This is a genomic window from Veillonella parvula (assembly GCF_042850485.1).
In the GTDB taxonomy this organism is placed as follows: Bacteria; Bacillota; Negativicutes; order Veillonellales; family Veillonellaceae; genus Veillonella; species Veillonella parvula_Q.
Genome location: NZ_AP031417.1, coordinates 1,825,643 through 1,842,561, shown reverse-complemented (window position 1 = coordinate 1,842,561; position 16,919 = coordinate 1,825,643). Strand labels below are relative to the sequence as shown.

General features: G+C 41.0%; 22 protein-coding genes. 21 read left to right on the top strand and 1 reads right to left on the bottom strand.

Going from position 1 to position 16,919, the window contains the following annotated elements:
* Positions 1 to 10: 10 nt before the first annotated feature.
* Positions 11 to 1,162, top strand: a complete 1,152-nt coding sequence (gene fucO, locus ACGHIY_RS08490; protein WP_008602322.1) for a lactaldehyde reductase — start codon at positions 11 to 13, stop codon at positions 1,160 to 1,162.
* 139 nt (positions 1,163 to 1,301) lie between these two features.
* Here the strand turns inward: fucO and ACGHIY_RS08485 are convergent, their stop codons facing one another.
* Positions 1,302 to 2,192 carry a PocR ligand-binding domain-containing protein gene (locus ACGHIY_RS08485; RefSeq protein WP_119562575.1) on the bottom strand — a complete coding sequence of 297 codons (891 nt, stop codon included), beginning with the start codon at positions 2,190 to 2,192 and terminating at the stop codon, positions 1,302 to 1,304.
* A 480-nt stretch (positions 2,193 to 2,672) separates the two neighbouring features.
* On the opposite strand from ACGHIY_RS08485, the gene pduB (ACGHIY_RS08480) reads away from it, so the two are divergent.
* From pduB (ACGHIY_RS08480) to ACGHIY_RS08385, 20 genes are all read left to right on the top strand, one after another.
* Positions 2,673 to 3,374 carry a propanediol utilization microcompartment protein PduB gene (pduB, locus tag ACGHIY_RS08480; RefSeq protein ID WP_038124004.1) on the top strand — a complete coding sequence of 234 codons (702 nt, stop codon included), beginning with the start codon at positions 2,673 to 2,675 and terminating at the stop codon, positions 3,372 to 3,374.
* A gap of 21 nt (positions 3,375 to 3,395) precedes the next feature.
* Positions 3,396 to 5,057: a propanediol/glycerol family dehydratase large subunit gene (locus ACGHIY_RS08475; RefSeq protein WP_119562574.1), complete on the top strand. Its 1,662-nt coding sequence runs from the start codon at positions 3,396 to 3,398 to the stop codon at positions 5,055 to 5,057.
* Between the two features lie 9 nt (positions 5,058 to 5,066).
* Entirely contained in the window at positions 5,067 to 5,765 is a 699-nt protein-coding gene (locus ACGHIY_RS08470; RefSeq protein WP_278457251.1) for a propanediol/glycerol family dehydratase medium subunit, read from the top strand.
* A gap of 11 nt (positions 5,766 to 5,776) precedes the next feature.
* Entirely contained in the window at positions 5,777 to 6,316 is a 540-nt protein-coding gene (locus ACGHIY_RS08465) for a diol dehydratase small subunit (RefSeq protein WP_278457249.1), read from the top strand.
* An 18-nt stretch (positions 6,317 to 6,334) separates the two neighbouring features.
* A complete protein-coding gene (locus ACGHIY_RS08460; protein WP_119562571.1) occupies positions 6,335 to 8,161 on the top strand; it encodes a diol dehydratase reactivase subunit alpha in 1,827 nt (608 codons plus the stop codon).
* On the top strand, positions 8,158 to 8,532 hold the full coding sequence (locus ACGHIY_RS08455) for a glycerol dehydratase reactivase beta/small subunit family protein (RefSeq protein ID WP_278457247.1): 375 nt from the start codon (positions 8,158 to 8,160) through the stop codon (positions 8,530 to 8,532). Before ACGHIY_RS08460 ends, ACGHIY_RS08455 begins: the two co-directional genes overlap by 4 nt.
* Before the next feature lie 27 nt (positions 8,533 to 8,559).
* Positions 8,560 to 9,606 carry a cob(I)yrinic acid a,c-diamide adenosyltransferase gene (locus tag ACGHIY_RS08450; protein ID WP_119562569.1) on the top strand — a complete coding sequence of 349 codons (1,047 nt, stop codon included), beginning with the start codon at positions 8,560 to 8,562 and terminating at the stop codon, positions 9,604 to 9,606.
* An 18-nt stretch (positions 9,607 to 9,624) separates the two neighbouring features.
* Entirely contained in the window at positions 9,625 to 10,347 is a 723-nt protein-coding gene (locus tag ACGHIY_RS08445) for an MIP/aquaporin family protein (RefSeq protein WP_278457246.1), read from the top strand.
* A gap of 85 nt (positions 10,348 to 10,432) precedes the next feature.
* Entirely contained in the window at positions 10,433 to 10,795 is a 363-nt protein-coding gene (locus ACGHIY_RS08440) for a BMC domain-containing protein (protein ID WP_316059603.1), read from the top strand.
* 13 nt (positions 10,796 to 10,808) lie between these two features.
* Positions 10,809 to 11,249 carry a EutP/PduV family microcompartment system protein gene (locus tag ACGHIY_RS08435; protein ID WP_278457245.1) on the top strand — a complete coding sequence of 147 codons (441 nt, stop codon included), beginning with the start codon at positions 10,809 to 10,811 and terminating at the stop codon, positions 11,247 to 11,249.
* An 18-nt stretch (positions 11,250 to 11,267) separates the two neighbouring features.
* Positions 11,268 to 12,275, top strand: a complete 1,008-nt coding sequence (locus tag ACGHIY_RS08430; protein ID WP_287509360.1) for a nicotinate-nucleotide--dimethylbenzimidazole phosphoribosyltransferase — start codon at positions 11,268 to 11,270, stop codon at positions 12,273 to 12,275.
* Positions 12,276 to 12,319: 44 nt separating this feature from the next.
* The gene (pduA, locus tag ACGHIY_RS08425; protein WP_005385289.1) at positions 12,320 to 12,601 is read left to right on the top strand and encodes a propanediol utilization microcompartment protein PduA; all 282 of its coding nucleotides are present in this window, start codon (positions 12,320 to 12,322) and stop codon (positions 12,599 to 12,601) included.
* A gap of 2 nt (positions 12,602 to 12,603) precedes the next feature.
* Positions 12,604 to 13,446 (top strand): propanediol utilization microcompartment protein PduB, encoded by an 843-nt coding sequence (gene pduB, locus ACGHIY_RS08420; RefSeq protein ID WP_278457243.1) that lies wholly within the window; start codon positions 12,604 to 12,606, stop codon positions 13,444 to 13,446.
* Positions 13,447 to 13,538: 92 nt separating this feature from the next.
* Positions 13,539 to 13,718: a hypothetical protein gene (locus tag ACGHIY_RS08415; protein WP_215675849.1), complete on the top strand. Its 180-nt coding sequence runs from the start codon at positions 13,539 to 13,541 to the stop codon at positions 13,716 to 13,718.
* A 66-nt stretch (positions 13,719 to 13,784) separates the two neighbouring features.
* Positions 13,785 to 14,315: a BMC domain-containing protein gene (locus tag ACGHIY_RS08410; RefSeq protein WP_278457242.1), complete on the top strand. Its 531-nt coding sequence runs from the start codon at positions 13,785 to 13,787 to the stop codon at positions 14,313 to 14,315.
* A gap of 36 nt (positions 14,316 to 14,351) precedes the next feature.
* Positions 14,352 to 14,627, top strand: coding sequence for a propanediol utilization microcompartment protein PduA (gene pduA, locus ACGHIY_RS08405; RefSeq protein ID WP_005385294.1), 276 nt, complete (start codon positions 14,352 to 14,354; stop codon positions 14,625 to 14,627).
* Between the two features lie 6 nt (positions 14,628 to 14,633).
* A complete protein-coding gene (gene pduL / locus ACGHIY_RS08400) occupies positions 14,634 to 15,254 on the top strand; it encodes a phosphate propanoyltransferase (protein WP_278457240.1) in 621 nt (206 codons plus the stop codon).
* A gap of 13 nt (positions 15,255 to 15,267) precedes the next feature.
* Positions 15,268 to 16,104, top strand: coding sequence for an ethanolamine utilization protein EutJ (gene eutJ, locus ACGHIY_RS08395; RefSeq protein WP_105089781.1), 837 nt, complete (start codon positions 15,268 to 15,270; stop codon positions 16,102 to 16,104).
* Between the two features lies 1 nt (position 16,105).
* On the top strand, positions 16,106 to 16,597 hold the full coding sequence (pduM, locus tag ACGHIY_RS08390; RefSeq protein WP_215675838.1) for a PduM family microcompartment protein: 492 nt from the start codon (positions 16,106 to 16,108) through the stop codon (positions 16,595 to 16,597).
* Complete coding sequence (locus tag ACGHIY_RS08385) at positions 16,584 to 16,850, top strand: EutN/CcmL family microcompartment protein (RefSeq protein ID WP_024066335.1); 267 nt, start codon at positions 16,584 to 16,586, stop codon at positions 16,848 to 16,850. Before pduM ends, ACGHIY_RS08385 begins: the two co-directional genes overlap by 14 nt.
* Positions 16,851 to 16,919: the final 69 nt, after the last annotated feature.

Here is a 16,919-nt window from a genome sequence, read left to right as displayed (position 1 = left end):
AGATGATAATATGAGTAAACGTATAATTCTCAATGAAACTTCATATTTTGGTAAAGGTGCTATTAAAGAGATTATAAATGAACTTCAATCACGACATTTTCAAAAGATTTTAGTTACGACTGGTGAAGATCTTCTTGAATTTGGTGTTGCTACGAAGGTTACAGATTTGCTTCGTGATGCGGGCATTAATTTCGAAGTATATACAGATATTAAGCCAAACCCAACCATTGAAAATATTAAAAATGGTGTTGATGTATGTAAAAGATTTGATGCTCAAGCTATTGTAGCTATTGGCGGAGGTAGTATTATTGATGCTAGTAAAGCTATTGGTATTATAATGACAAACCCAGAATTCTCTGATGTTAGAAGTCTAGAGGGGTTAGCTGAAACTAAAAATAAGTCACTACCTATTATTGCAGTTAGCACTACAGCGGGTACAGCTGCTGAAGTTACTATTAACTACGTTATTACTGATGTTGAGAAAAAGCGTAAATTTGTTTGTGTTGACCCACATGATATTCCTGTAGTTGCGATTGTTGATCCAGATATGTCTGCTTCTATGCCAAAAGGTCTTTGTGCATCAACAGGTATGGATGCTTTAGTTCATGCAATAGAAGGGTATATTACTAAAGGCGCATGGGAATTAACCGATATGCTACATATCAAAGCTATAGAATTAATTGCAAAGTCTTTACGTAAATCTGTAGATGGCGATTATGACGCTAGAGAAGGAATGTCTTTGGCACAGTATATTGCAGGTATGGGGTTCTCTAATGTTGGATTAGGGATTGTGCATTCAATGGCTCATCCACTTAGTGCACTTTATGATGTTCCACATGGCAAGGCGTGTGCAATGATGTTGACTGCTGTATTAAAGTATAATGCTAGTGCTACCGGTAATAAGTATAAAGAAATTGCTAGAGCTTTTGGTGTTCAAAATTTAGAACAAATGAGTAAAGCGGAAGCTGATAGTGCAGCTATTGCGGCAATTCAACAACTAGCTGATGATGTTAATATTCCTAAACATCTTAAGGCTGTTGGCGTTAAGGAAGAGGATTTAGAATTTTTAGCTAAGTCAGCAATGGAGGATGCTTGTACACCAGGTAATCCAAAAGATCCAACACTAAAAGATATAATTAGTATTTATAAGTCTATTATGTAGCATTGGTATTTTTATAGTTGTCTGCACTCCTCCTCTAAAGTTTAGTATTTCTAAATAAAAATAGAGTGGTGAAATCCTATATTTAGGATTTCACCACTCTATTTTTTATTACATAATTAAACTACTAATATTTAGTATATTATGCATTAATTGGCTTAGCATATTTCTTCCGATACGAATGTGGTGTTTCGGTGGTAGCTAGCTTGAATATTTTACAGAAGTAGCTTGTTCTATTATAGCCCAATGTTTTACTAATCTGATTAACCGTTAGTTGCGAATATACCAATAGCTTTTTGGCTTCTTGTATGCGCAATAGTGTTATATATTGCATTACTGATAGTCCTGTATCATCTTTAAAAATCTTAGAGAAGTAGGACTCGCTTAAATGAATATGTTCCGAAATCCTCCTGAGCGACACGCGTTTGCTCAGGTTTTTTTCTATGTATAGCATAGCCTTTCGGATTTCAGGCCGATTGATAGGGCGTTCTGATTCTACAAAGTCTGGCAGTTGTTCATATGGCATTTCTTCTGCTATTGCATCGTTAAATGGGAAGTAATGTTCTACTAAGATCCGCAAGACCTTTGTAGCACTGTAAATTTGTTCTGCAGTCAGAACTGGCAAGGTCCGATATAAGGCGCGAAGTTTAGTATCATCATGCCAATCGGTTTGAGTAGGTAAAATTGGCTTAATAGTCGTATCCTCTGTTTTTGCTTGACCTGCCATGATGAAGCCTAAGATAGCACCATCCTTCATGATGGGCACGGAGAAATCTATGAGCCCCATGTGACAGCGATACGGACAGGATGATAGTTCTTTTGTAGCATCTAGTCCACCATATAAGTCGCATTGATTGCAACGCTTGGCGTAGGTTGGATTGCGCCTTACGACCTTACAGAATGGGGAAAAGTTATATTCTTGAGATAACACTTTTCCACGATTATTAACAAAAATAGCTGCGATTTTTGTTATGTTTGTGAAATCACGCATGATTTCATTTATAAGCTTCGTATCTTCGTTCGTACAAATCATAGTGAAACCTCCAATCACAAATGTGTTAAGAGGTCTAGTAAGCACACCGCTAAAATAGCTCTACTTGCTCTCTAGCTAAAGGGTCGGCTCTAAACCTGAGAAAAGAGAAAAGTGACATACCACCTAAAATTCATATACATATAAAATTACGTTATTTCTGGCTTTTATATGTATAAGTATAACAGGATTGTCGTATTTTAGTAATAGAAAAATCGCATTTTACGAATATACATAAAAAAGTTGTATTTAATAATTTTTATAATAAAGATAGATAAAAGTCTTATATTACTTATGTTTAGAAAGGATTGAGTCCAATGGGTTGTGACTGAATAGCAAGGCATGCTCTATAGCAATATATGGTGTACAGGATGTAGTGTTGCATACATATGAATGGTTAAAGAAATGATAAAAAATATAAAATGGTATAACGCAGCATAATTCCTGTACATAGATACTTTCATTGTACGTATGGAGGGTATTATGGCGACAACATGTGGATTAACTGAATTTGTAGGAACTAGCAAAACTGGTGATACTATAGGTCTCGTAATTGCTAACGTAGATCAACAAGTATTAGATGCGATGAAATTAAAGAAAAAATATCGTTCTATCGGTATTTTAGGCGCTCGTACTGGTGCAGGACCACACATTATGGCAGCTGACGAAGCAGTAAAAGCAACAAATACAGAAATCGTTAGCATTGAATTACCTCGTGATACTAAAGGTGGCGCAGGCCATGGCTCATTAATTATCTTTGGTGGCGATGATGTATCCGATGTAAAACGAGCTATTGAAGTAGCATTAGCTGAAGTGGAACGCACCTTTGGCGATGTATACGCAAACGATGCTGGACATATTGAACTTCAATATACAGCACGCGCTAGTCATGCGGTAAATGCAGCATTTGGTGCTCCTGAAGGTAAAGCCTTTGGCCTTATTGTAGGTGCTCCAGCAGCGATTGGCGTAGTTATGGCCGATGTAGCTGTTAAATCTGCGAACGTTGATGTAATTGGTTATGCATCTCCTTCTGCAGGTACAAGTAATTCTAACGAAGTTATTTTACAGATTTCTGGCGATTCTGGGGCTGTACGACAAGCAGTTATCTCTGCTCGTGAAGTAGGTAAACAATTGCTTGGTACGATGGGTGACGAACCAGTGAACGGAGCCCCTTCCTATATCTAATCTGAAAGGATGGTATGCCCTATGAAATCAAAACGTTTCGAAGTCTTAAGTCAACGTCCTGTTAATCAGGATGGTTATGTAAAGGAATGGGTAGAGGAAGGTTTTATAGCCATGGAATCCCCTCAAGATCCAAAACCTAGCCTCAAAATCGAAGGTGGCCGTATCGTTGAACTCGATGGTAAACGCCGTGAAGATTTTGACCTTATCGATACATTTATTGCAAATTACGGTATCGTTCTCGATGGTGCTCAACAAGCAATGGCAAAAGACTCAAAAGAGATTGCTAATATGATGCTTACCCCTTCAGTACCTCGTGAAGAAATCGTTAAGATTTGTAAATCGATTACTCCCGCAAAAATGTTGGAAGTTGTTTCTTGCATGAACGTTGTTGAAATGATGCAATGTATGCAAAAAATGCGCGCTCGTCGCACAATGGCTAACCAAGCCCATGTAACGAACGTAAACGATAACCCAGTACAAATCGCAGCAGATGCTGCGGAAGGTGCACTTCGTGGGTTTGCAGAAGAAGAAACAACAGTAGCGGTTGCTCGTTATGCACCACTTAATGCGATCAGCTTACTCGTAGGCTCTCAATGTGGTCGTCCAGGCGTATTGACTCAATGCTCCTTGGAAGAAGCAACAGAGTTAGAACTTGGTATGCGTGGTTTCACAGCTTATGCAGAAACTATTTCCGTATATGGTACAGAAGACGTATTTACCGATGGTGATGACACACCTTGGTCTAAAGGATTCCTCGCATCAGCTTATGCATCTCGTGGTCTTAAAATGCGCTTTACTTCTGGTACCGGTTCTGAAGTACAAATGGGCCAAGCAGAAGGTAAATCTATGTTGTACCTTGAAATCCGTTGCCTATACATTACAAAAGGCGCTGGCGTACAAGGTATCCAAAATGGTTCTGTAAGCTGTATCGGTATTCCTGCAGCTGTGCCTTCTGGTATCCGTGCTGTATTAGCAGAAAACCTCGTAGCTGCTATGCTTGACCTTGAATGTGCATCTAGTAATGACCAAACATTCAGTCACTCTGACTTGCGTAGAACAGCCCGTACATTAATGCAATTTGCACCTGGTACTGACTTTATTTGCTCCGGTTATAGTTCTACACCAAACTATGACAACATGTTCGCTGGTTCCAACTGGGATGCAGAGGACTATGATGACTGGACAGTTATCCAACGTGACCTCAAGGTAAATGGCGGTCTTATTCCTGCTCGCGAAGAAGAAGTTGTAGCGGTTCGTAATAAAGCGGCTCGTGCATTACAAGCTTTGTTCAAAGCCTTAGGTTTGCCTCCAATTACAGATCAAGAGGTAGAGGCTGCTACATATGCGAATGGATCTAAAGATATGCCTCCTCGCGATAAGGTGGCAGATATTAAAGCCGCACAAGACTTGTTAAACCGTGGTGTTACAGGCGTTGACTTCGTAAAAGGCTTAGCTAAAGAAGGTCATCAAGATGTAGCACAAAGTATTTTGAACCTATTAAAACAAAAAATCTCCGGCGATTACTTACAAACATCGGCCATCTTTGACCGTGATTTCAACGTTATCTCCGCGATTAACAATAGAAATGACTATCAAGGTGTTGGCACAGGGTATCGTGTGGAAGGTGAAGATTGGGAACGTATTAAAGATATTCCAAACGCCATTGATCCACGGGATATATAAGGAGGTGTCATGATGGCTGAAATTAACAGAGATGTATTACGCTCTATTATCCTAGATGTTTTACAAGAAATGGGTGGTGTTCATGAGGCACCACAATTCAAGGCTAGTGTTGGTGAAAGTACAACACCAAGTGCGGCTCCTCGACATGAAGACCCAACTGGTGATGATAGCTGGCTCCAAACTGGTGGACCTGCACAACCTGGCACAAGCGCGGATGAAGTAGTCATCGCTGTAGGCCCTGCCTTTGGTCGTAGTCAACGACAAACTATCGTTGGTGTACCGCATCAGGAGGTGATTCGTCAATTAGTAGCTGGTATCGAAGAAGAAGGCTTAAAAGCTCGTGTGATCCGCGTATACCGTTCCTCTGACGTAGCAGCTGTAGCCGTTGAAGGTGATTCTATTTCTGGATCCGGTGTATGTATCGGTATTCAATCTAAAGGGACAACCTTGATTCACCAACGGGACTTACAACCACTTTCAAACTTGGAATTATTCCCTCAAGCACCGCTATTAACAGCTGAAACATACCGCGCCATAGGTAAAAATGCTGCTAAATACGCTAAGGGCGAATCCCCAACACCAGTACCAACATTGAACGATCAAATGGCTCGTCCAAAATACCAAGCATTGTCTGCGTTGCTTCACATCAAGGAAACTAAGCATGTAGTAAAAGGTAAGCCAGCTGATGAAGTTCGTGTCACTGTATAAGGAGGTTTACTATGACTAACGAATTAGAAGCCTTAATTCGGCAGATTGTATCTGAAATAGAAGGGGCAAAGAGGAATACTACACATTACTCTACGCCTCATACATCATCTACACTTAATAGAACAGCCGTTGTAGATAGAGTGGCTACAATCGAAGATTATCCGATTGCTAAAAAACATCCTGAATGGATTGATTTAGGTCAAGGTCGTGATTTGAGCCATATTACGATGGATAACGTAATGGCAGGTCACATCACAATGGATGATTTAAAAATTTCTCCATCTATTTTGAAAGCTCAAGGTCAAATCGCTAAGGCTGGGGGCCGTGATCAAATTGAACTCAACTTCTCCCGCGCTGCAGAAATGACGAAAGTTAGCGATAAACGCTTGCTTGAAATGTATAATGCACTTCGTCCATATCGTTCTTCTAAACAAGAATTATTAGATATTGCTAGTGAGCTTGATGGTTTAGGAGCTCCGATTTGTGCAAACTTTGTACGTGAAGCAGCAGAGAACTATGAACGTCGTAAAAAACTGAAAGGTGATAATTAACCTATAGGAGATGTCATTATGAAACGAATTGTTGGCATCGATATCGGAAACTCTACAACAGAAGCGGCCTTAGCCGAAATTCATAGCAATGGAGAGGTAAAGTTCTTATCTTCTGCTATTGCCAGCACCACTGGTATTAAAGGAACGCGCGAAAATATCGTGGGGCTCATGGATGCCCTCAAGTCGCTAATCAAGTCTGCTAATCTTACACTACGAGACATTGACTTAGTTCGCATTAATGAGGCTACACCAGTTATTGGCGATGTGGCTATGGAAACGATTACTGAAACCATAATTACAGAATCGACCATGATAGGTCACAATCCTAAAACACCAGGTGGTTTAGGCCTTGGCGTAGGCTATACGGTTCCTATTGAACAACTTATCGACAAGCCGCAAGATAAACCATACATCGTGGTAGCTCCTAAAATTATCGATTTTGAATTGGTAGCACAGCTTATCAATGCCTACTGTCAACGCGGTTATGATATTCGCGCTGCTATCCTTCAAGCCGATGATGGGGTACTCGTCAATAATCGACTAGATCATAAAATTCCTATCGTAGACGAGGTTGCGTATATCGATAAAATCCCAATGGAAATGCTTTCCGCGGTAGAGGTTGTAGAACCGGGGCAAGTGGTATCACAATTATCTAATCCTTATGGTATTGCCACTGTATTTGAGCTTTCACCAGAGGAAACAAAGAATATTGTACCAATTGCTAGGGCCCTCATCGGGAATCGCTCTGCAGTAGTTATTAAAACACCTGAAGGGGACGTTAAAGAACGGGTAATACCGGCAGGATCCATCATTGTTATGGGAAATGACCGAACTGTATCCGTCGATGTATCTGCAGGGGCAGAGAAAATAATGGAAACCCTTGAATCCGTTCATTCTATTGAGGATATCAGCGGGGAAGCAGGTACGAATGTAGGTGGCATGCTTGAAAAGGTTCGCCTCACAATGGCGCAATTGACGAATAAATCACCTCAAGATGTATATATTCAAGATTTACTAGCTGTAGATGTGGCTGTTCCTATTAATGTGAAAGGCGGTCTTGCAGGTGAGTTCTCTATGGAACAGGCTGTAGGCATTGCCTCTATGGTTAAGTCAGATCATCTACAAATGGAAATCATTGCAAAGCAGGTAGAAAAAGAACTAGGCGTTCCTGTTGAAATCGGCGGTGAAGAGGCTGAATCAGCTATCTTAGGCGCTTTGACTACACCAGGGATAGCAAAACCAATGGCCATACTCGATTTAGGAGCAGGCTCTACCGATGCATCTATCATCAATCAAGAAGGAAAAATTAAGGCCATTCATCTTGCGGGAGCAGGAAATATGGTAACAATGCTAATTAACTCCGAACTTGGTTTAGAGGATATGCATATTGCAGAAGCTATTAAACGAGATCCATTGGCTCAAGTACTCAGTGTATATCACATTCGTCACGAAGACGGAACGGTGCAGTTCTTTAATGAACCACTTTCTGCAGCATTGTTTGGTCGCGTTGTTATCGTTACGCCTGATGGGCTCGTTCCTGTAGAACGAGATATCCCTCTAGAAACAATTAAGCGTGTCCGTCAAACGGCAAAGAAACGGGTATTTGTAACAAATTCTCTCCGTGCTTTGGCATCTGTTAGTCCTACTCATAATGTGCGAGATATACCATTCGTAGTTATCGTAGGTGGCTCTGCATTAGACTTTGAAATTCCTCAACTCGTAACCGATGCACTTTCACAATATGCATTAGTAGCAGGTCGAGGCAATATTCGAGGCGTTGAAGGGGCACGAAATGCGGTAGCAACAGGCTTGGTATTATCCTATGCACAGAAGGGAGGCCTATGATGGACCAAAGTATCATCAGCAAGCCAACTATTTTGCTGTATGCTACACAGCATATCAGTGAGGATGTACTAAAACCCGTTCTACATGGTATTGAAGAGGAAGGTCTACCAGTTGTCATTGAGTCCCATAGTGGTACGCATATGGCATTGGCCGATCTGGCATCTCGTAATTCCGCTTTATCTGTAGGTATAGGCGTTGATGAACAGGCTATTGTATTGACCTATAAAAATATACCAGCCCATCAATTTATCTACCGACTTAGTGGTTACAGTCAATATCCAGATAGCTTACGCACCTTAGGTGTCAATGCAGCTCGCCTTGTAAAAGGAAATCCTTTCGTTTCTGATGAACGATTGGAAGAGGCCTTTTAAATACAACTAACTTGAGAGGTGGTGCATATGGCTATTTATACGAAAACCGGTGATGCAGGTACAACGGCCCTTTTTGATGGCACACGGGTACCTAAAAATTCACTTCGTGTGAACACATATGGAACCTTTGATGAATTAAATGCACAGGTTAGTGTATGTGAGAAATTAGTCGTCTCACCAGACAATAAACATGTGCTTCACACATTACAACATCAGCTCTTCCGCTTATGTGCGGAGGTAGCAACGCCTCATGTAGAAAATCTTAGTGAAAGTAGCAATTTGATTTCACAACAAGATATAAGCGATTTGGAACGTTTGATCGATGACTATACAAAGCGATTGCCGCAGCAACATAGCTTTATATTAAGCGGAAATTATCTATCTGCTGCAGAGCTACATGTGGCTCGCACAGTCTGTCGTCGCGGTGAACGATTACTCATTAGTTTAGGTGAGGTAGAACCAATTCGCGATGAGGTTCGTAAATTTATTAATCGACTATCTGATGCTCTATATATCATGGCTCGCATGGAAGACTATGTACAATTTGTAGAAACAATTGTAGAACGCGTTGTAGAACGTGTGGCAACTAGTCCTGCGAAAATACGAACAGACAAGAATCAAGGCATAGGCAATATAGAGCATACTGCTGAAACTGGAGTTTATGATATGACAACTGGAACAGAGTTAGAACATATTATGACGAAGCTTTCTCAAGCGGCAATGGACTATGCTCAGTCCATAGGCGTACCTATCGTTGTATCTATAGTAGATGCAAACGGTGTATTAATGTATTTCCAACGTATGTCAGATGCATTGCTCATCAGTAACGACATCGCACAGGCAAAGGCGTATACCGCAGTGGCGCTTAAATCAGCAACTCATCAAATACATCCAAGCGCACAGCCTGATGGCGATCTATTCAACATAGAATCCATGGTAAACCGTAAAATTTGCACCTTTGGTGGAGGATATCCAATCATCATCAATGGCAAGATTGTGGGAGGACTTGGCATTAGCGGTGGTACCGTGGCACAGGATATGGACATTGCATCTCACGCATTACAATCTATGTAGATTTATGAGGTGAAAACAATGGACGTAACGCAAATGTATATTAGTGAGTTTGTTGGTACTGCCGTTCTAATTGCATTTGGTAATAGTACAAATGCATCAATTCTATTAAAGAAAACCATCGTTAGTATTTTTGGAACTAACTGGTTACACATTATCTTTGGATGGGCCTTTGCCGTAGCCTTTGGTGTATACGTAGGTATTACACTTGGTGGCCCTGGCCATTTGAATCCAGCAGTTACCTTTGCCCTTGCTGTAGCTGGTATATTCCCTTGGGATCAAGTCATTCCAATGTCTATAGCGCAAATTGCAGGTGGTTTTACAGGTGCTGCCATTGCTGCACTATTCTATTATCCACACTTTAAAGTAACAGGTCCTGACGAAGGGAACTGCGTAGGAATTTTTGCAACAGGTCCAGCAATCGATAATAAACCTTTCAATTTGATATCCGAAATTATAGCTACCTTTATGTTTATGCTAGCTATTCTCTGCTTAGGTAAGATGGCTGATGGATTGGCACCTATGGTCATCGGTATCTTAGTAGCATCTATTGGTATGTCCTTTGGTGCAACTACTGGGTATGCGTTAAATCCAGCACGTGACTTTGGTCCACGCTTAGCGTACTTTATTTTACCGATTCCTAATAAGGGAACAGCTAATTGGCAATATGCATGGGTACCATTTATTGGACCATTGATTGGTGCCGGATTAGCCGTATTATTCTTCAAACTAGTGGCACCTTAAATCGTGGACCATGAAGGATAAAGTTAATAATACGGAATCTAGTTGTAAATGTTGAATTAACAGTTTTGAATTAGGAGGAGATTATATGGCCTTTCAAGAGGTAATTGATGCGAAACAGCGCATCATACAAGAATTTGTACCCGGAAAGCAGGTTACGATAGCCCATGTTATTGCCAATCCTAAGCCAGATTTATTTAGAAAAATGGGGCTTGAGGAAAAAGGTCGCAATGCTATTGGGATTCTTACCATAACACCTGGCGAAGGGACCATTATTGCAGCCGATATTGCAAGTAAATCCGGTGATATCGAAATCGGGTTCATCGATAGATTTTCGGGGGCACTTCTCATAACTGGTGATGTATCTGCTGTTGAATCTGCATTGCGCAGTGTTATTGAAGGTCTGCACCGCATTTTAGGATTCTTCCCAACGGATTTAACAAGATCCTAATGAAAGGGTAAGTATGAGCACTGAAAAGAAAGAAAAGCATATCCTTCTAGTAGGGCGGAGCGGATGTGGTAAGACTACATTAGCAGATACGATTACCCATGGTTCGGCTACGTATCATAAGACACAAGCTATAACGCGCGTGGGAAACTTCATCGATACCCCAGGAGAATACATGGAAAATCCTAATTACTATCGAGGCATTATCTTGCACGCCTATGATGCGGATTTAGTGATTTTCATGATCCCAGCCGGTGATGAAACAACCATATTCCCACCAAGCTTTGGTAACTCCTTAAACCGCGAGGTTATAGGTGTTGTATCAAAGGTGGATACGGGTAAAGATATAGAGGCGCCTCGACGCAATCTTAAACTAGCAGGAGCCACTAAGATTTTTGAAATATCAGTTCACGATGAAGAGTCGTTAAAACAATTATGTAACTACATATACGGTTAGTTGAAAGAAGGTTTTTCCATGGACAAAGGTTTTGAAGAACAACTTAATCAATTTATTTTAAATAAGGCGATCATTCCAAAAAGCTTGGGTTTATGGGAACGATATTTCAAAAAAATGTGTCTTGCTTGGCAGGATATGAAACCTGAGATTCATACTCAGCATATTATTTTTTCTGCAGATAATGGCATTTCCGTAGATGGTTTAATCGGTTATAACTATGAGATTACTCGTAAACAGTCTCAGAATATGATTGATGGTAAAAGTGCAGTTGCTAATTATTGTATCTTTAACCATATTCCTTATGAAGTGGTAGATGTAGGTATTGCTTGCCCACAAGGTATTGGGGTCGATCGAAAGGTTGCTCAAGGCACAAAGAATATATTAGACGGTGCTGCTATGAGCGCTGGAGAATTTGATTTAGCGTACCAAGCGGGATATAACCGCGTTGTCTACTATGCAGAATCGGGAATTAATCTATTTTCCTTCGGAGAAATGGGTGTTGGTAACACGACTACGTCAGCAGCGGTCTTGAGTGGTCTTACAAAGCTAGACCCACGTATAACCGTAGGTCCTGGATCCGGTCCTGAAGACGAAGCGTACATGAATCAAAAACGTGAGTTTGTACGGACTGCGCTATCTCATCATAAGGGGCACTTAAATAGTCCAAAAGAAGTAATTAGCCGCGTAGGTGGCTTTGATATAGCCGCTATTACAGGCGCTATGGTAGCTTGTACAGACCTACATATTCCATTTGTAATCGATGGATATATTACAGCAGTTGCCATGGCTTGTGCTACTCAAATGAATGGAGAAGCTCCATTATACGGTATTCCATCTCATTATTCTCGCGAGGTAGGAATGGCCGCAGCATTGGCTTATGCAAATATTCGTCTTGATGAAGTTCCAATCCATGGACAAATGGCATTAGGTGAAGGTACAGGAGCTGTACTTATGGTACAGTTGCTTAAAACCGCTCACTTTGCCTTTATGAATATAGGGACTATGGTGGAACTATTAGAAAAATAAATTTGTAATCATTATTCTATATTTTGTAAAAGGAGAGAAAACAGATGACACAAGAAGCATTAGGTATGGTGGAAACTAAGGGTCTAGTAGGCGCTATTGAAGCAGCTGATGCAATGCTTAAAGCAGCTAATGTGGAACTCGTGGGCAATGAAAAAATTGGCTCTGGTCTCGTTACTGTTATGGTTCGTGGTGATGTAGGTGCTGTAAAAGCTGCTGTAGATGCAGGTGCAGCTGCTGCTGAACGCGTAGGCATTGTTATCTCTACTCATGTAATTCCAAGACCACATAAAGATGTAGAAGGTATTTTACCAACAAAGGGTGAATAATTATGGCCGATACTAAAAGTATGGTAGATGAGATTTTAAAACGCGTGTTGATGCGTATCGATGGTACTGACTTAAGTAAAGCAATAGGCGCAACAGGTAATGCATCATGTGCTTCGTCACCTGTAAGTTCACCTACTGTAAGTCAATTACAAACTTCTATGATTACTGAACATGTAGGTAGCACTACAACAGGCGATACAATTGGTCTCGTTATTGCCAATGTAGACAGTCAAGTATTGGAAGCTATGCAGCTCACTAAGTCATATCAATCCATCGGTATTTTAGGTTCACGTACAGGTGCAGGGCCACAAATCATGGCCGCTGACGAAGCTGTAAAAGCAACGAATACTGAGATTGTTAGCATTGAACTTGCCCGTGATATGAAAGGTGGCGCCGGTTCTGGTTCCCTTATCATATTTGGCGGCGATGATGTATCTGATGTAAGACGTTCTGTAGAAGTAGCATTGCGTGAATTAGAACGTACCTTCGGCGAGGTATATATGAACGAAGCTGGTCATGTGGAGGTTCAATATACAGCTCGCGCAGGAGAAGCATTAGTGACTGCCTTTGGAACACCAGAAGGTAAAGCCTTTGGCTTGATCGTTGGGGCCCCAGCAGCTATTGGTGTAGTTATGGCGGATACAGCAGTTAAATCAGCAAATGTAGATGTGGTAGATTATCAGTCTCCATCGAGCTCAGATATGTCAAATGAAGTTGTTTTACTAATGTCTGGTGATTCTGGCGCTGTTAAACAAGCTGTTAAAGCAGCACGTGATGTAGGTTTAGCATTATTAGAAACCATGGGAGAAAGACCTAAGAATAAAGGTAATGCTTACATTATTTAATGAAAGTTAGTTCAAAGAGCCATATATTCATTACATATCATTATCACGTCGCAATAGATGATACTTTCACAATGTGAATAGGAGGATTCATAATGGCAGAACTAAATGAACAAATGTTACGGGCTATCATTATGGATATAATAGATGAAGTAGGTATGCTCAAGGATGAGCCTGTTCAGGCGACCCCGAAAGAAGAACCTAAAATAGAATCTCAAGAACCAGAGTTAAAAGATTTGATTCGTCAAATGTTAGTAGATATGCAACGTAGCTAACGTTATAGGAATGCATGAATCCTGTGTGCGAATCATCAACAGAAATAGACGTCGGGAGGTGGCATAGTGAAAGATTCACTAGGGTTACTAGAAGTAGCTGGTTTACTGGGGGCTATCACCGCATCAGATGCAATGGTTAAAGCTGCAAATGTACGGTTGATAGGAATAGAAAAGGCGAGAGGCCTTGGCTGGATGACAGTAAAGGTTGCCGGTGATGTAGTAGCTGTGGAAGCGGCTGTTCAGACTGGTGTGGCTCTTACAAAAGGAATGAACCTGTATGTAGCTCATAAGGTAATTCCAAGACCTGCAGAAGGTTTAGTAGAATCCTTTAATGATGATTTTACAGATAAGCCTGCTAAGGTTTCTGATGAGACACAGTTAACTAAGGCGAGTGCTGGTGTTCAAGAAACTAAAAAAGTTATAGAAACTGAACCAGTCAAAGCTGAAGTTACAACTTCTAAAACAGAGAAACCCCAATTAGATGAAAAGGTTGTTGAAGTGTTAGATGAAATTGTATCTACTATCATAGAACCGAAAAGTTCTAAGTCCACAGGTACAAAGAAAACAACACCAAAGAAAAACTCTAAAAAGAAATAAAGTAGTAAAAATTAGTAAATAATAAAGGAGATTATCATGAATAACGCATTAGGCATGGTAGAAACAAAAGGTTTAGTAGGCGCAATTGAAGCGGCTGACGCAATGGTAAAAGCAGCTAACGTTACATTAGAAGGTACTGAAAAAATCGGTTCCGGTCTTGTAACTGTAATGGTTCGCGGTGATGTAGGCGCTGTAAAAGCAGCGGTTGATGCAGGCTGTGCAGCAGCACAAAAAGTGGGCGAAGTAGTATCTACTCATGTAATTCCACGCCCTCATAGCGACGTAGAATTAATCTTACCTAAGAAAGGATAATAGCTTATGGATTGGGAACAGATTCGTGCTATCGTACGAGAAGTGATCGAAGCCATATTCGAATCGTCCATTCCCGTAGGTGTGAGCAATAGACATGTCCATCTATGTCAGGCGGACTGGGATGTATTATTCCCGAATCAGGCTATTACTAAGAAAAGTGACTTAAAACAAACTGGAGAGTTTGCTTCAGAACAAACCGTTACTTTGGTGGGGCCTAAAGGGGTCATTCAAAATGTCCGCGTACTAGGTCCTCTTAGAAAACAGTCACAAGTGGAGGTATCGTTGACCGATGCTCGTACATTAGGCATAAAGCCTCCTATTGTGCTATCTGGTCATTTAGAATCAGCCGTAGAGATTACTCTATGTACTGAAAACGGGGAAATAACAAAACCTATTTGTATTGTTGCAAAGAGACATATTCACATGTCGCCGGATGATGCAAAACGGTTCCATGTAAACGACGGTGATAGCGTTAATGTTGAACTTCAAACGCCAGAACGCACCACTGTATTTGGTGATGTCATAGTTCGAGCCGTACCTGGTTTTGTCCTAGAACTCCATATTGATACAGATGAGGCAAATGCTGCCAATGTACAAGGTACAGTGATGGCGAGAATTGTACAGTAAAGTAGGTGATACGATGAAGGGTTTGAAAAAGGCAAATAATACATTGCAAGAGTTCTCTGATCTCGTAGAGTCCAAACAAGTGAGCTCTCATAATCAAAAGAATTTGCGTGTAGGTATTGACCTTGGTACATCATCTATTGTCTTATCCGTAGTTAACGACAAAGGTAAACCTATATATGGCGCCTTTGAATACAATGAATCTATTCGAGACGGCCTTGTAGTTGACTATGTGGGAGCTGTTACAATTACGCGAGCGTTAAAGGCTAAGGCAGAGGCAGCCTTAGGCACAGAACTTGTATATGCCGCAGCAGCTGTTCCACCTGGAACGATAGGCAAGAATAAAGATGTAGTAGGTCACGTTCTAGAAAGCGCCGGTTTTGAAGTAACTTGTATTTTAGACGAACCTACCGCTGCTGCTAATGTGCTAGGCATCACCGATGGCGCTGTTATCGACGTCGGTGGTGGTACTACAGGCATAAGCATTTTAAAGGATGGCCGAGTTGTATATACCGTAGATGAGCCTACAGGGGGTACCCATATGAACCTTGTTATTAGCGGGGCCTATGGAATCTCTATCCCTGAAGCGGAGGCTTATAAGCGGAATGAAGCAAATAAACGCGATGTATATGCAACCATACGGCCTGTTGTTGAAAAAATGGCAGCTATTTCTAAGCGTGCGTTACAAGAGGGTGGTTATGAAAAAGGGACTCCTATTGTTGTTGTAGGTGGTGCTTCTAATTTTGAGGAGTTTACAAAAACTTTCAGTCAATATATAGGATTACCCGTAGATAAGCCGCTATATCCAGAATTTGTAACGCCCTTAGGAATTGCCATGGGAAGTGAGCATTAATATGGATGCATTAGTTAAACTGGTGCTAGAACGCCTAGAAAAGCGGATGACATCCACTGCTACGTTTATGGTCACAGAATGCAATAGCTATGATGAACATATATTGTTGCAGAATCAACTCATTTCTTTTGCTGGTATAGATTATGCTCATATACGAGAGTTAATGAGCGATACATTGGTGCCTTGGGTAGCCTGTTTGCACCGTGCATTAGCTTATGACTGTGAGGTGACAATACGCCTCGCAGTCCCTGTAACCTCATTGATGAATCCATCAGTTATTCTAGATTGGCCTATCAAATTTCTAGATAAATTTGGTCGTCCTATATATGCCAGCCATCAAGGCTGGATAACGGTCTCTTTTGTAAGATCTTGTGAAAGTCAGTCTATTATCGTCATATATAGGGGGCAACGGTTTACCATGGCTGCTCGAGATGAAATTGAGCGCTTACGTATCACAATAATTGAAGGGAACGAGAAGTATGCAAGTCGGTAAAGTAGTGGGTAGTATCGTATCTACTCAAAAGCATGAATCTCTAAAGGGAATGAAACTGATGATGGTAGATATTCTCGATGGAGAACAAGAGTTGACGGGGCGCATAGAAATCGCCGTCGATACAGTATGTGCTGGTGAAGGTGAATATGTGCTTCTAACTCGAGGCTCATCGGCACGGCATATTTTCGAAGATGATAAAGGCACCGCAGTAGATTGTGCTATTGTGGGTATTATTGATAGTTTTGAAAAATAATTGTATAGGAAATAGCTGGTGCCAGAGTTAAACCTAGTTATTGTGTCACATCATGAATATATCCTTGAT